The following is a 12,599-nucleotide window of genomic DNA, read 5'->3' on the forward strand; positions in this document are numbered from 1 at the left end:
ATCGTGCCGACGTTCACGTGCGGCTTGGTGCGTTCAAACTTACCTTTTGCCATGACGGACTCCTGCCCTGGAATAAGAAGCGTGTGAGAGTGTTTAACAACGAAAGGAGAGTGGTGCCCATGACGCGGATCGAACGCGTGACCTCTCCCTTACCAAGGGAGTGCTCTACCACTGAGCCACATGGGCATTGCTTCCACCGCACTTGCGACGGCGGAACAATAACTGCTGGAGCGGGTGAAGGGAATCGAACCCTCGTCGTAAGCTTGGAAGGCTTCTGCTCTACCATTGAGCTACACCCGCAATCACGAATCAGCCCGGCTGATCAGCCTCACTCGACGAGGACTTACGCGACCACCTTACCCGCTACATCAACGCCCGCTTGTTGCATCACTGAATGACACGATTGCGCGGGCGTTTCTGAAACTTGGTGGAGAGGGTTGGATTCGAACCAACGTAGGCGTTAGCCAACAGATTTACAGTCTGCCCCCTTTAACCACTCGGGCACCTCTCCGTAGAATTCAAAATTATGGACTTATTCTTTTCCGTCGTCAAGCAAGATTTGCTAAAAAGAAGAAAATATTTGCCGCTGTGAGCGCAGGACAACGAATACCCCGGCTGCCCTGCTCTGGAAACCGCCGCCTGACTGCGGATGAGCGGTTATCTGTTGCGGCAAAAAAGCCCACCGGCAGTCGCCTGCCGTCTGCGATGCCAGTTGCAACACTGAAACCGCAGACAGGCATTGTAGCGGTACCGGCCTACTTCAGCCAATGATTGCTTGCCTGCCCCAGGTCGCCGCGCTTATCCATCTGGTCCCAGGCAAACTCCATGACGCGCACATAATCAGGGTCATCCGTCGGCAGCATGAAACCCAAGTAGTTCTTGGGTGTCAAAGGCGTTTCAATGAACAAGGCCGTCAAACGCGGATCCGCCTTGCTGTAGTGCAGAGCTTCGTAGGTTTCCGTAATCATCACATCGCCTTTGCCTTCAGCGATCAGGCCCGGAATTTCGGCGTTTTTCTCATGAGTGCTGACTTGCGCCTGCCCCAGATTGGCCAGCACAAAAGCTTCGTTCGTGCCGCCAGGATTCTTGATTACCTTTACCTTCGGCTGATTCAGGTCTTCCAGGGACTTGTAGCGCCCGGCTTCGTCGCTGCGCACCAGCGCGACTTTGCCAAAAGGCGCATAGCCAGGCAGCATCTCCACTTTGCCGAGACGCGCGGCATTACGGGTAATACCGCCGACGGCAACATCGAAACGATTGGCCTGCAGATCAGGCATCAGATTCGGCCATGAGGTCTGCACATACTCCACCTTCACGCCCAGTTCCTTGGCCAGCAACTCGATGAGGTCGATATCCAGCCCTTCATAGCCGCCCCCCTCGGTCTTCATGGCAAAAGGCCGGTAATCACCGGGTGTGCCCACTCTCAGGACTTTGCTGTCCATGATGGTATCCAGACGAGGGCCGGCATGGGCCGCGGAACACAGCGTCAGACCTGCGACGACGCCTGCGAGAATTCGGGAAATATGTCTCATGGGAACCCCTCTTTTTTTTGTGAACAAGAAACAAGCGGTGCGCCCAAGGGAAGCAGCCTTCCGGCTGCCTTCCTTCATGCCATATCGACCTGCGCCCTGGCAGCCACTCGCGCCGAAGCGTTGAGCGCGCCAATGCCGGCATAATCCCCCAGGCGCTGCACCGCTTCGCAGAAAAAGTGCCCGGCCAGATTATCGGTATAGCAGTGCAGGTATTCACCGCCAGCATCACGATCATAGAGCACACCGTGCTCGCGCAGACGGGCTAGCAGTGCTGGCGCCAGATCAAGGCGGCTGGCCAGGTCATCGTAATAATTCTGGGACACAGGCGTCATGGCGATGCCCGCTGCTTTCCAGGCGCGCACCGTTGCAAAAATATCATTGCTGGCAAACGCCAGATGATGCACGGCAACACCGCCTTGCTGCTGCGCTGCCCGAGCCGTATCCGTACTCAGGCTCTGCGATACATTCAGTACCAGCCTGAGGCTGCCATCGGCATTGGCGGCGCTGGTGATGTCCACCAGGCCATAGGGATCGGCAAATTGCAGATTGTCGCCCTGATGCAAGCCCAGCACCGCCCGCGCAAACAGCGTCCAGGTGTCGCGCTGGCCGATATTCATGCCCAGGGCCAGATAATCCAGTTTATCAATCGCGGCATTGCGCGCCCCGGCGTCCCCGGTCGGCTCCAGCATGAAATCCGCTTCAAACAGGCCATCGGGCGCCAGGTTATCGGGCACGAAGTAAACCACGATTCCGCCCGGCGAAACGATGGCTGGCAGCACCACCTCCCCCGCCCCCACAGGACTATCGAAACGCGCCGACTGCAGGGCCTGGCCCCGGCTGAGCGCGCCTACCGGATCTTGCGTATAGACGCCCAGCGCGCAAACAGACGCGCCAAAGCTGCCAAACCGCTCTCGCGCGAATGACCCTGGCTGGGCATTGAGGATGAGCGCCACTTCGCCCTGGCGATACAGCACCGCCTGTTTCGAGCGGTGCGTGCCAGCGCGCTGGAACCCCATGCGCTCAAAAATTCCGCCCAGGCCTGCGGCCGAATGCTCATCAACCGCAAATTCGACAAAGCTCACACCGGAAAAGACAGGCGCGGGCGGCGGGTTGAACAACTCGATACGCGCCGCCGTCGCTTTGAACTTGCCGATATCTTCTCCGGCCTCCGGCTGCGCCAGGCGCTCGCGGCCCCAGCTTTCCAGATACAGCAAGGAACGCATCGCATCCAGCGCGGTACGCCGGTTGGGCGTTTCCCGGAAGACATCATTGAAAATTTCCAGGGATAGCGGGCCGCTATAGCCTGCCAGCAAGGTCTGCAGGAAGAAGTTTTCGACCTCCAGCTGGCCCTGCCCCGGGAAACAGCGGTGATGGCGGGCCCAGTCAATAACATCCAGCGTCAGCAAAGGCGCATCGGCCATTTGCAGGAAAAAGATGCGGTCGCCCGGAATATCGGCAATGCCGGCGGGATCGTCCTTCAGGGACAAGGTATGGAAGCTGTCCAGGATCAGGCCAAGATGCGGATGATCCGCCCGCTTCACAATATCCCAGGCCTGGCCATACAGCTTGACATGGCGCCCCCAGGACAAGGCTTCATAGCCAATGCGCAGATTGCGGCTGGCCGCGCGCTCAGCCAGCGCTGCCAGTTGATCGGCTGCCAGTGCAGGATCATCTATGGCATGCGGCGAGGTGTTGGAGCAGCACAAGACCAATCCGCAGCCCATTTCCTGCATGACGTCGAACTTGCGCTCGGCCCGCTCCAGGCCGCGCGCCAGGAGCGCATCCGGCATGCCCTCGAAATCACGGAACGGCTGATAGAGATCTATCGTCAGGCCAAGGTCTGACGCCATATTGCGCAAATCACGCGCCGATCCCTTGAAATGGATGAAATCGTTTTCGAATAACTCGATGCCATCAAAACCGGCGGCGGAAATGGCTTCCAGTTTTTCCCTCAGGGTTCCGCTCAGGGAAACGGTTGCTATCGATCTACGCATATCTGGTCTTCTCTACAACGAGGGAGCGGCGGCGCTTGCGCGGCGCCGTTCACCGGGAATTACTTGCCTTGCAGGCGCACCAGGGCCTGAATGGCCAGCGCGTAGCCATCAACGCCCATACCGACGATAATGCCCCGCGCTGCGGGCGAAATATAGGAATGCTGACGGAAAGGTTCGCGCGCATGCACATTGGAGATGTGCAGTTCAATCAGGCGGACAGCTGCGCCCTTGATCGCATCATGCAAGGCCACGGACGTATGGGTATAGGCGCCAGGGTTCATGACCACGCCGATGCAACGGCCAGCGGCCATTTCGCGCCCGGCTTCCTGGATCCAGTCAACCAGCACGCCTTCATGATTGCTCTGGCGGCACTCAACTTCCATGCCGAACTTGGCACCCTCTTCCTGGCAGAGCCGCTCGACATCCGCCAGCGTCTCATGACCATAGACCGCAGGTTCACGCGTCCCCAACAAGTTCAGGTTGGGACCATTGATAACAAGAATGCTTGCCATGGGATAAATCCAAAATCCGATAAGGAAAGAAGGGGAAAAACCTGGCCGGGGCACAAATGCTTCAGCCGGCGCCGCAGGCGGGCCCGGCGTCAATCCAGGGCAGGATAGGAAACTATCCTGGACGCTGGCGGCGCAACGCAGACAAGCATGGCGCCCGGTACAGGAACGGCCTACGCTAACAGACTGAAACTCAGCTGAAAGAGCAGTGTAATAGCTGCCTAAGCGAATATAATTACCAAATTCATTAATTCAAAAGACACGAATCATGAATAATGAACCGGCCCTCATGGATCTGCGTGTTTTTTCCATCGCTGCTCGTTTGGGCAGCTTTGCCGCGGCCGCCAAGGACATAGGCAAATCTCCGGCCTATGTCAGCAAGCGCATTGCCATACTGGAACAGCAGCTGGGCATCCGTCTGTTCCATCGTACCACTCGCCGCATCCATATTACGGAAGAAGGCGAGATGGTCTATGACTATGCGCGCCGCATCATTGAAAACATGACCTCCATGACGGAGTTGGTCGCTAGCAGCAAGCTGGAACCTTCCGGGTTGCTGCGCATCGCGACCAGCATGCGCCTGGGGCGCCATCATGTCGCGCATATCCTGACCATGCTGGAAGAGCGCTATCCAAAACTGGAAATCTGGCTGGAGCTGCTGGATCGCCATGTCGATATCCTGGAAGAAGGTTATGACATCGATATCCGCGTTGGCGACCCCAAGCAGCCGCATCTGATCGCGCACCGCATCACACCCAGCCGGCGCATTCTGTGCGCCGCGCCCTCTTACATCGCCAAGCGCGGCATGCCGCAGACCCTGGCCGACCTGGCCCAGCATGAATGCCTGGTCTTTCGCGACCGCGAACAGGCTTTCGGGGTGTGGCGCCTGCACGGCCCCAAAGGGCTGGAAACCGTCAAGGTGAATGGCCGCTATGGCTCCAATCACAGTGATGTCGTGCGTACCTGGGGCATCCGGGGCCTGGGAATTTTCATGCTGTCGGTCTGGGATATCGCGCGCTATATCGAGGACGGCAGTGTTATCCAGATTCTGCCCGCCTATCAGGAATTCGCCGATGTCTGGGCCACGACCAGCAATCGCTCCGCCAATTCCGCCAAGGTCAAAGTTGCCATTGAATTTATCAAAGAACAACTTTGCGACGGCCCCTATGCCCTCAATACGCGCGTCGTTCCCTGATAGGCAGCGCGGCGGCCGCGCCTGAGCTGGCGCATGCCAGCCACAGATTCACACGGCGGAGAAATGCGCCTGCACGGCATGGCGCCCACGCGTTCCGCTCAAGGCCAGCATCAGCAATATCCTGGCCTGTAGCGCGTCATAGCGTCCGGCGCTAACAAAACCCATTGCCTGGTCATCGACTTCGCCTGCAGCGGTCACCCACCCCGTCAGGCAGCGGCTGGAACGCACAATCAAGGTTCCCTGCGCTGCCGCGTCAGCCAGCGCCGCCAGACACGCATGCGGCGCATTGCCATTGCCCAGCCCGGCCAATACCCAACCATCCCATCCTAACGCCAGGCACGCCTTGACCTGCGCACTATCCATGCCTGCATAGGCATACAGAATGCCTACCTTAGGCCATTGCTCTGCCGAGGCAGGCAAACCATAGCGTCTAGCCACCGGGGCTGTCATACCTGGGGTCCAGTAAACCTCATCCCCCAGAAACACGCCCAGGGGAGCAGCATCCGGCGAGGCAAACGCCCGCAGACTGCTGGCTGCGATTTTTTTTACCCATTGCGCAGCATGTATTTCACCGCCAAATGCCACCAATACCTGGCCAGCGCCAGCGGCAGGCTGTGCCGCCAGCAAAACCGCCTGCCGCAAATTGACCGGCCCATCGGCATCTGCCGCATCGGCCGGCCGCATGGCGCCGGTCAGCACCACATGAAAAGGCAGCTGCAAAACCCTGGACAGGAAAAATGCCGTTTCTTCCATGGTGTCCGTTCCATGGCTCACCACGATGCCGTCCACCCCGCCAGCCGCCACGGCGGCTTCGATACGCAATGCCAGCCGATGCCATATTTCCTGGCTCATATCCTGGCTGCCGACATGCGCGATATCTTCCACATCGATATGCAGGGAACCATCCCCCAGGCCCGTCTGCGCCAGCAAAGCCTGCCCAGCGATCTGCGCGGAAAGATAGCCGCCATGGGCGGCCTGGCAGCCCGCAATGGTGCCGCCAGTTGCCAATACCAGAATACGGCGCCCCATGGCTTCAGGCATCCAGCACGCTGCCCAGGCCTTGCTTTTCCAGCAAGGAGGACAGATGTTCCCAGCCATGGAAATCAATCACGATCTTGCCGCGCTCACGCGCGCCTAGCTTGAGCGTGACCTTGGTGCCCAACTGGTCTGACAAAGCTTCTTCGAGACGCAGGACATCCCGGCTGGGGGCCTGGCGCGACCGGGTGGATTCCGTGACGATTCCCGCATCTTCCTGCAAGGCTCGCGCCACCAGCTTTTCCGCCTCCCGCACCGTCAATGCCTTGGCCACGATGAAATTGGCCAACTGAATCTGCTGGGCAGCATCCAGGGACAGCAAGGCACGGGCGTGACCCATGTCGATATCACCGGCCAGCAGCATGGTTTGCACCGGGCCGGCCAGATTCAGCAAGCGCAGCAAATTACTGGTCGCCGAACGCGAACGCCCAATTGCCTGTGCCGCCAGCTCATGGGTCAAGCCGAACTCATCGAGCAAACGCCGAACCCCATGCGCTTCTTCCAGCGGGTTCAAATCTTCGCGCTGGATGTTTTCCACCAGCGCCATGATGGCCGCATGTTCGTCCGCCACTTCGCGGACCAATACCGGCACTTCCTTCAGCCCGGCAATACCCGCCGCCCGAAAACGGCGTTCACCGGCGATGATTTCATATTTGCCAGCCTCAGCCCCTGCCAAGGGACGCACCAGCACAGGCTGCATGATCCCCTGTTCACGGATGGAAGCCGCCAGCTCGTTGAGCGCGCCCTCGTCCATCCGTGTGCGCGGCTGATACTTGCCAGGCACCAATTGATCCAGCGCCAACACCGACGGCGACGTGCCGGCAGCGGCGGCGGGGGCAGCCGCATCGGTAATGGCTGCCAGGGCAGGCATATCGCCGCCCAGCAAGGCGTCCAGGCCACGGCCCAGGCCGCGGGCCTTCTTGGCAGCCACGCCTGCCTTAGCGGCGGTTTTTACCGCGGGCTTGGCGGCTGCCTTGGCTGCTGCGGCCGGCCGGGCCGCCGGGCGCTTGGCAGCGGTTTTCGCTGGCGCGGTTGCAGTACCCACGTTTTTGTCAGCTTTGCTGGCCATCCTCAACTCCTGTTCAACTCTTCGCGTTCACACGCTTGATCATTTCCGCGCCAAAGGCAACATAAGCCTTGGCACCACGCGAATTGCGGTCATAGACCACCCCTGGCAGGCCATAGCTGGGCGCTTCGGCCAGGCGCACATTGCGCGGGATGACAGTCTTGAATACCTTGTCGCCAAAGTGCGCTTCCAGTTGCGCCGACACCTGCTGCTGCAAAGTCACACGCGGATCGAACATGACGCGCAGCAAACCAATCAAACGCAATTCCGGGTTGATGTTGTGGTGTACCCGCTTGACGGTATTAACCAGGTCAGACAGGCCCTCCAGCGCAAAGTACTCGCACTGCATCGGAATCAAGACCCCGTTCGCGCAGGCCAGGCCATTCAGGGTCAACAAGGACAAGGTAGGCGGGCAATCAATCAAAATGAAATCATACTCACCCGAGACTTGCGACAAGGCCTGCTTCAGACGCTGCTCGCGGTCGCTCATTTCCATGAGGTCCATCTCGGCGCCGGCCAACTCGCGGTTGGAAGGCAGCACGTCATACCCGCTATCACCGGCAGAAACGATGGTGGCCGAAATATCAGCAGCGCCAATCAGGACTTGATACAAAGTATCCTTCAGCGCATTCTTATCAACACCGCTCCCCATGGTGGCATTCCCCTGGGGGTCCAGATCCACCAGCAACACCTTTTTCTTGTGTTGCGCCAGACCAGCAGCAAGGTTGATAGCGGTGGTGGTCTTGCCAACCCCGCCTTTCTGGTTGGCGATGCAGAAAATTTTTGCCGCCCGGGTTTTTTTCACTGTTTTCATTCAACGATTTCCTTGCTCTATCGTCTGGACGTTTGCGCTACCCTGCCGGGAAGACTGCGGCTCGGATGAGATATCCGCTGATTCAACATTTTGAACGGTCACTGCCGCACCTTCCGGGTTGGCATGCAGCCAGAGCAAACAGCGCTCCCCTTCCAACTCAGGCACTACCAACGGTTCTATTTTCTCAAGCGCCCAATCGCCTTGGGCCTGGAGTGCGGCAATTTCGTCATCCGGCACTTTGCCCTTCATCGCGACGATATACCCCCCCGCCCGCACATGATGGCCAGACCAGCTGGTGAAATCCACCAATGAAGCAAACGCGCGGGATATCACCACATCACACTGCTGCGCCGGCAAACTTTCAATCCGGGCGTGGCGCGACGACAGATTAGCCAGTTTCAAAGTTCCGGCCACCTGGCGGATGAATGCAGTCTTCTTCTCTACCGCATCCACACATTGCACTGTCCAATCCGGCCGGACGATTGCCAGGACCACACCAGGCAGGCCTCCGCCGGAGCCAACATCCATGATTGAGAGGGCTGAAGCCCCCGCATGCCGGATCAAAGGGGCCGCAACGCTCAGGCTATCGTACAAATGCTGCACCAGCATTTTCTGAGGGTCACGAATCGCAGTCAGGTTATACGTTTTGTTCCAACGCAGCATCAAGTCGATATAAGCGCACAAGGTTTGTGCCTGGTCCTGCGACAAGTCCAGGTTCAGCTCACGCCCTACCGCAAGGACTCTTGCCGCCGCGCCCGCTGGCAGACTCATTCCCGCCATTACTGTTTCTCCGCTTTGTTTTTTTGATAATGCATGCGCTTCAGATGCACCATCAGCAAAGATATCGCCGCAGGGGTCACGCTGGAAATCCGCGCAGCTTGCCCCAAGGTAGCAGGCCGGGATTCGCTCAAGCGCTGGCGCACTTCGAAGGAAAGGCCAGAGACAGCGCTGTAATCCAGGTCAGCAGGTATGGCTTGCGTTTCATAGGTGGACAGACGGCGGATTTCATCCTGCTGCCGATTGATATACCCTTCGTACTTGACCTGGATGGACACCTGCTCAGCCTCATCCTCAGACAAAAGCGTTTCAGGAGCAAACGGCATACCGTCTGCTGTGACCACGGCCATCAAGCGCGGATAATCCACATCCGGACGGCGCAGCAATTCTGCAAGCGTATATTCTTTCTCTATGGGTTTGCCCAGCAAGGGCTCAGCAATTTCCGGTGTCAGCACGCGCGGCGTGATCACTGTTTTTCGCAAGCGCATTGTTTCACGTGAAACAGCATCGCGCTTATCCGAAAAGCGTTGCCAGCGTTCATCATCCACCACACCCAAACGACGCCCAACTTCCGTCAAACGCATATCAGCGTTGTCTTCACGCATACTCAGACGGTACTCTGCCCGGGACGTGAACATGCGATAAGGCTCAGTCACCCCGCGCGTAACCAGATCATCCACCAGAACACCAAGATAGGCCTCATCCCTGCGGGGAGTCCAGGGTGCTTCACCCTTTACCTGCAAGGACGCATTAATCCCGGCCAACAAACCTTGTGCCGCCGCTTCTTCGTAGCCAGTTGTGCCATTGATCTGCCCGGCAAAGAACAGGCCCTGGATATGTTTGCTTTCCAGGGTCGCGTGCAAACCGCGCGGGTCAAAGTAGTCATATTCAATAGCGTATCCCGGACGCAGGATATGCGCATTTTCCAGACCAGGCAGGCTATGCACCAATTCCAGCTGAACATCAAAGGGCAAGCTGGTAGATACGCCGTTGGGGTAGTACTCATTGGTTTCCAGCCCTTCGGGTTCCAGAAACACTTGGTGCGAATCCTTGTCTGCAAATCGATGAATTTTGTCTTCAATCGATGGGCAATACCGCGGGCCGACTCCCTCAATCACACCGCTATACATCGGGGATCTATCCAAACCGCCACGGATAATGTCGTGAGTCCGGCTATTGGTGTGTGTAATCCAGCAAGGCAGCTGCTGGGGATGCAAAGCGGCAGACCCCAGATACGAAAACACAGGTATCGGATTGTCATCGCCATCCTGGCGTTCCAGACGGGAGAAATCAATGCTCCGTCCGTCAATCCTGGGCGGTGTACCGGTTTTCAAACGACCCTGCGGCAACTTCAGTTCCTTCAGGCGTTGCCCCAAGGTAATGGCAGGCGGGTCTCCAGCACGGCCAGCAGAATAATGGCTCAGGCCTACGTGCACCAAACCGTTCAAAAAAGTTCCAGTGGTCAAGACGACACTGCGCCCGCGAAACTTGATCCCCAGTTGGGTGACTGCGCCAACAACCCTATCGCCCTCTACCATCAGGTCATCAACAGCTTGCTGGAACAACCAGAGATTGGGCTGATTCTCCAAACGGTTTCTGACAGCACGGCGGTAGAGCACTCTATCGATTTGTGCGCGAGTGGCGCGCACGGCAGGGCCTTTGGAACTATTGAGTGTGCGGAACTGTATCCCGGCCTCGTCTGCGCAAATCCCCATGATGCCGCCCATGGCATCAACCTCTTTAACCAGATGCCCCTTGCCTATCCCACCAATTGATGGGTTGCAAGACATCTGGCCAAGAGTTTCGATATTGTGTGTCAATAACAGCGTGGAACAACCTGCACGGGCAGCTGCCATCGCTGCTTCCGTGCCTGCGTGACCTCCGCCCACGACAATCACATCAAATTCAGTGGGGTATAACATGGCGACAAGCATCCTAAAAAAATAATTATAGACGCGTCGCTGGGTATGAATGTTTCACGTGGAACATAAACCCAAAAATAGCAGGCAAACCCCACCAGGTGTGCAGCGAAATGCCAACAGGCCTGCTTTGCTCAATGATTTCTTATCGATGATGTTTCACGTGGGACACCATCGATACTTAGCAGAGCAGCCGGGCGGTATCGATACCATCACCAATATCGATAGTTTTGTGGTCAGTACTAACCCAGACTGGCCCACCATGCTTAAATCACTGCCCTTGGAATTTTCCTGCTCAAAATAAAGGATGGGAGAATTTTTCTGAACAGTGAGTCATAAACCATTCTTTGATGATTCAAATGAAAAACCCATGTCCGCGAGAACATGGGTTTCATACTGAACCACTACTCCTGTGGAGCAAACGGTTCAAAGTGATGCGTCAGAGTGGCTGAATGTTTTCTGCCTGCAGGCCCTTGGGGCCGTCCTTGACATCAAATTCAACTGCCTGACCTTCATTCAGGCTGCGATAACCGCGGCCTTGAATGGCGGAAAAATGGGCGAACACATCGCTGCCGCCTGCATCGGGGGTAATAAAACCGAATCCCTTTTCCGCGTTAAACCACTTCACTTTGCCCGTTTGAGCCATGATAAGTATCCTGATGAAAAAAAATATACAACAAACCAATTCTTTTATATGGATCTAGCCATATAAAGTCATACTCAAATGCATTGAGTTGGGAACGGGTTCAAAACGACTGATAAACAAACACCAGCAAACGCAGAATAACGAGAATATTAATAAAAATCCACTCCGCGTTTTCCCGAATATAGCATTAATTAATGTTTCATTGGCAGTGTCTTTAACGATATTTATTCTCTATCGTGAAATGCCTTTCCTGTTTATGAAACTAACTAACAAAAGAATGCTTATTAAAAATGGATACTGTGTTTTTATACAGTTTTGATGGAATTGAGCATTCAAGCCCTAACCCAGGGTTGAGATCATTGTTGTATATATCTTTATATATAAATGATAGTAACTGATGGGTGTCTGGGGATAAGTCTATGAACTTATTTTATACTATGAAAATCATAGACTTAGACCATAATTCAGTCTGTTATCAAGTCTCTTGGCAGCCTGTTCATCGATTCTGGACAATTTTTTCGATACCGGTAAAAGCCTGAGTTATCCAGAATCGATGCAAGGGTTGTCAACAGGTTTACCCCCATCGATATCGGCTTGTTTTTGATCTAGCTCAAATAATTGTGATAAGAGAATGACTGGTCTTTTCTGAGAACGGTTTTATCTAAATAAGTAACATCTCGTAGAGAAGCCATTAAAAACCTTGCCAGAATCTAGAAGAAGTTCGAGAGCGAAATACGGATATTTGTTCTTGGTGAAAACAAGGCTTCCGTAACGAACTGAAAATATTTCCAAATGATGTCAGCCAGGGTTTGATGTGTCTGGATAGACGGTGTATTTGGTCTTCAGGGCCGGGCAAAGCTTTTCCCCTGTTGTTTATAAATATTTATATATATAAATGATAATAATGGATAAGGCCTGGGGATAAGTGTAATAACACAGGTTTTTCCAATGAAAACAGTCAGTTAAGCCCTGTTATCGATGTGCGCAAGTCCATGGATAGGTCTGGCATGAAAAGTGGATGGATTTTGGGTTTACGCATCGATCGCCAGTTATCCAGAATCGATGCACAGCTTGTGCACGAAGTTATTCAGGTTTTGGGCGCCGTGGCAGGC

11 protein-coding genes and 3 tRNA genes are annotated in these 12,599 nt (G+C 55.8%); 2 read left to right on the top strand and 12 right to left on the bottom strand.

Annotated elements, in window-relative coordinates; translation table 11 throughout:
- Positions 1-111: 111 nt before the first annotated feature.
- From ACTJGZ_RS07540 to aroQ, 6 genes are all read right to left on the bottom strand, one after another.
- A tRNA-Thr gene (locus ACTJGZ_RS07540) sits at positions 112-186 on the bottom strand.
- A 40-nt stretch (positions 187-226) separates the two neighbouring features.
- Positions 227-300, bottom strand: a tRNA-Gly gene (locus tag ACTJGZ_RS07545).
- A gap of 125 nt (positions 301-425) precedes the next feature.
- Positions 426-511: transfer RNA gene (locus tag ACTJGZ_RS07550), tRNA-Tyr, on the bottom strand.
- A 244-nt stretch (positions 512-755) separates the two neighbouring features.
- The gene (locus ACTJGZ_RS07555) at positions 756-1,532 is read right to left on the bottom strand and encodes a transporter substrate-binding domain-containing protein (RefSeq protein WP_441662323.1); all 777 of its coding nucleotides are present in this window, start codon (positions 1,530-1,532) and stop codon (positions 756-758) included.
- Positions 1,533-1,606: 74 nt separating this feature from the next.
- Positions 1,607-3,526 carry a bifunctional sugar phosphate isomerase/epimerase/4-hydroxyphenylpyruvate dioxygenase family protein gene (locus ACTJGZ_RS07560; RefSeq protein ID WP_441662324.1) on the bottom strand — a complete coding sequence of 640 codons (1,920 nt, stop codon included), beginning with the start codon at positions 3,524-3,526 and terminating at the stop codon, positions 1,607-1,609.
- Positions 3,527-3,585: 59 nt separating this feature from the next.
- Positions 3,586-4,038 carry a type II 3-dehydroquinate dehydratase gene (gene aroQ, locus ACTJGZ_RS07565; protein ID WP_441662325.1) on the bottom strand — a complete coding sequence of 151 codons (453 nt, stop codon included), beginning with the start codon at positions 4,036-4,038 and terminating at the stop codon, positions 3,586-3,588.
- A 265-nt stretch (positions 4,039-4,303) separates the two neighbouring features.
- Between aroQ and ACTJGZ_RS07570 the strand changes: the two genes are divergently transcribed.
- Positions 4,304-5,230 (top strand): LysR family transcriptional regulator, encoded by a 927-nt coding sequence (locus ACTJGZ_RS07570; RefSeq protein ID WP_441662326.1) that lies wholly within the window; start codon positions 4,304-4,306, stop codon positions 5,228-5,230.
- Between the two features lie 48 nt (positions 5,231-5,278).
- On the opposite strand, the gene ACTJGZ_RS07575 is transcribed toward ACTJGZ_RS07570, so the two are convergent.
- From ACTJGZ_RS07575 to mnmG, 5 genes are all read right to left on the bottom strand, one after another.
- Positions 5,279-6,271 carry an asparaginase gene (locus ACTJGZ_RS07575; protein ID WP_441662327.1) on the bottom strand — a complete coding sequence of 331 codons (993 nt, stop codon included), beginning with the start codon at positions 6,269-6,271 and terminating at the stop codon, positions 5,279-5,281.
- Positions 6,264-7,196 (bottom strand): ParB/RepB/Spo0J family partition protein, encoded by a 933-nt coding sequence (locus ACTJGZ_RS07580; RefSeq protein WP_441662351.1) that lies wholly within the window; start codon positions 7,194-7,196, stop codon positions 6,264-6,266. Before ACTJGZ_RS07580 ends, ACTJGZ_RS07575 begins: the two co-directional genes overlap by 8 nt.
- Positions 7,197-7,347: 151 nt before the next feature.
- Entirely contained in the window at positions 7,348-8,145 is a 798-nt protein-coding gene (locus tag ACTJGZ_RS07585) for a ParA family protein (RefSeq protein ID WP_441662328.1), read from the bottom strand.
- Positions 8,146-8,925 (bottom strand): 16S rRNA (guanine(527)-N(7))-methyltransferase RsmG, encoded by a 780-nt coding sequence (rsmG, locus tag ACTJGZ_RS07590; protein WP_441662329.1) that lies wholly within the window; start codon positions 8,923-8,925, stop codon positions 8,146-8,148.
- Positions 8,925-10,844: a tRNA uridine-5-carboxymethylaminomethyl(34) synthesis enzyme MnmG gene (gene mnmG, locus ACTJGZ_RS07595; protein ID WP_441662330.1), complete on the bottom strand. Its 1,920-nt coding sequence runs from the start codon at positions 10,842-10,844 to the stop codon at positions 8,925-8,927. The genes rsmG and mnmG overlap by 1 nt, the downstream gene beginning before the upstream one ends.
- Positions 10,845-10,902: 58 nt before the next feature.
- On the opposite strand from mnmG, the gene ACTJGZ_RS07600 reads away from it, so the two are divergent.
- The gene (locus ACTJGZ_RS07600; RefSeq protein ID WP_441662331.1) at positions 10,903-11,145 is read left to right on the top strand and encodes a hypothetical protein; all 243 of its coding nucleotides are present in this window, start codon (positions 10,903-10,905) and stop codon (positions 11,143-11,145) included.
- A 135-nt stretch (positions 11,146-11,280) separates the two neighbouring features.
- Here the strand turns inward: ACTJGZ_RS07600 and ACTJGZ_RS07605 are convergent, their stop codons facing one another.
- On the bottom strand, positions 11,281-11,487 hold the full coding sequence (locus ACTJGZ_RS07605; RefSeq protein ID WP_068373478.1) for a cold-shock protein: 207 nt from the start codon (positions 11,485-11,487) through the stop codon (positions 11,281-11,283).
- Positions 11,488-12,599: the final 1,112 nt, after the last annotated feature.

Origin of the sequence: Kerstersia sp. (assembly GCF_052103615.1) — a bacterium.
Classification (GTDB): domain Bacteria; phylum Pseudomonadota; class Gammaproteobacteria; order Burkholderiales; family Burkholderiaceae_B; genus Kerstersia.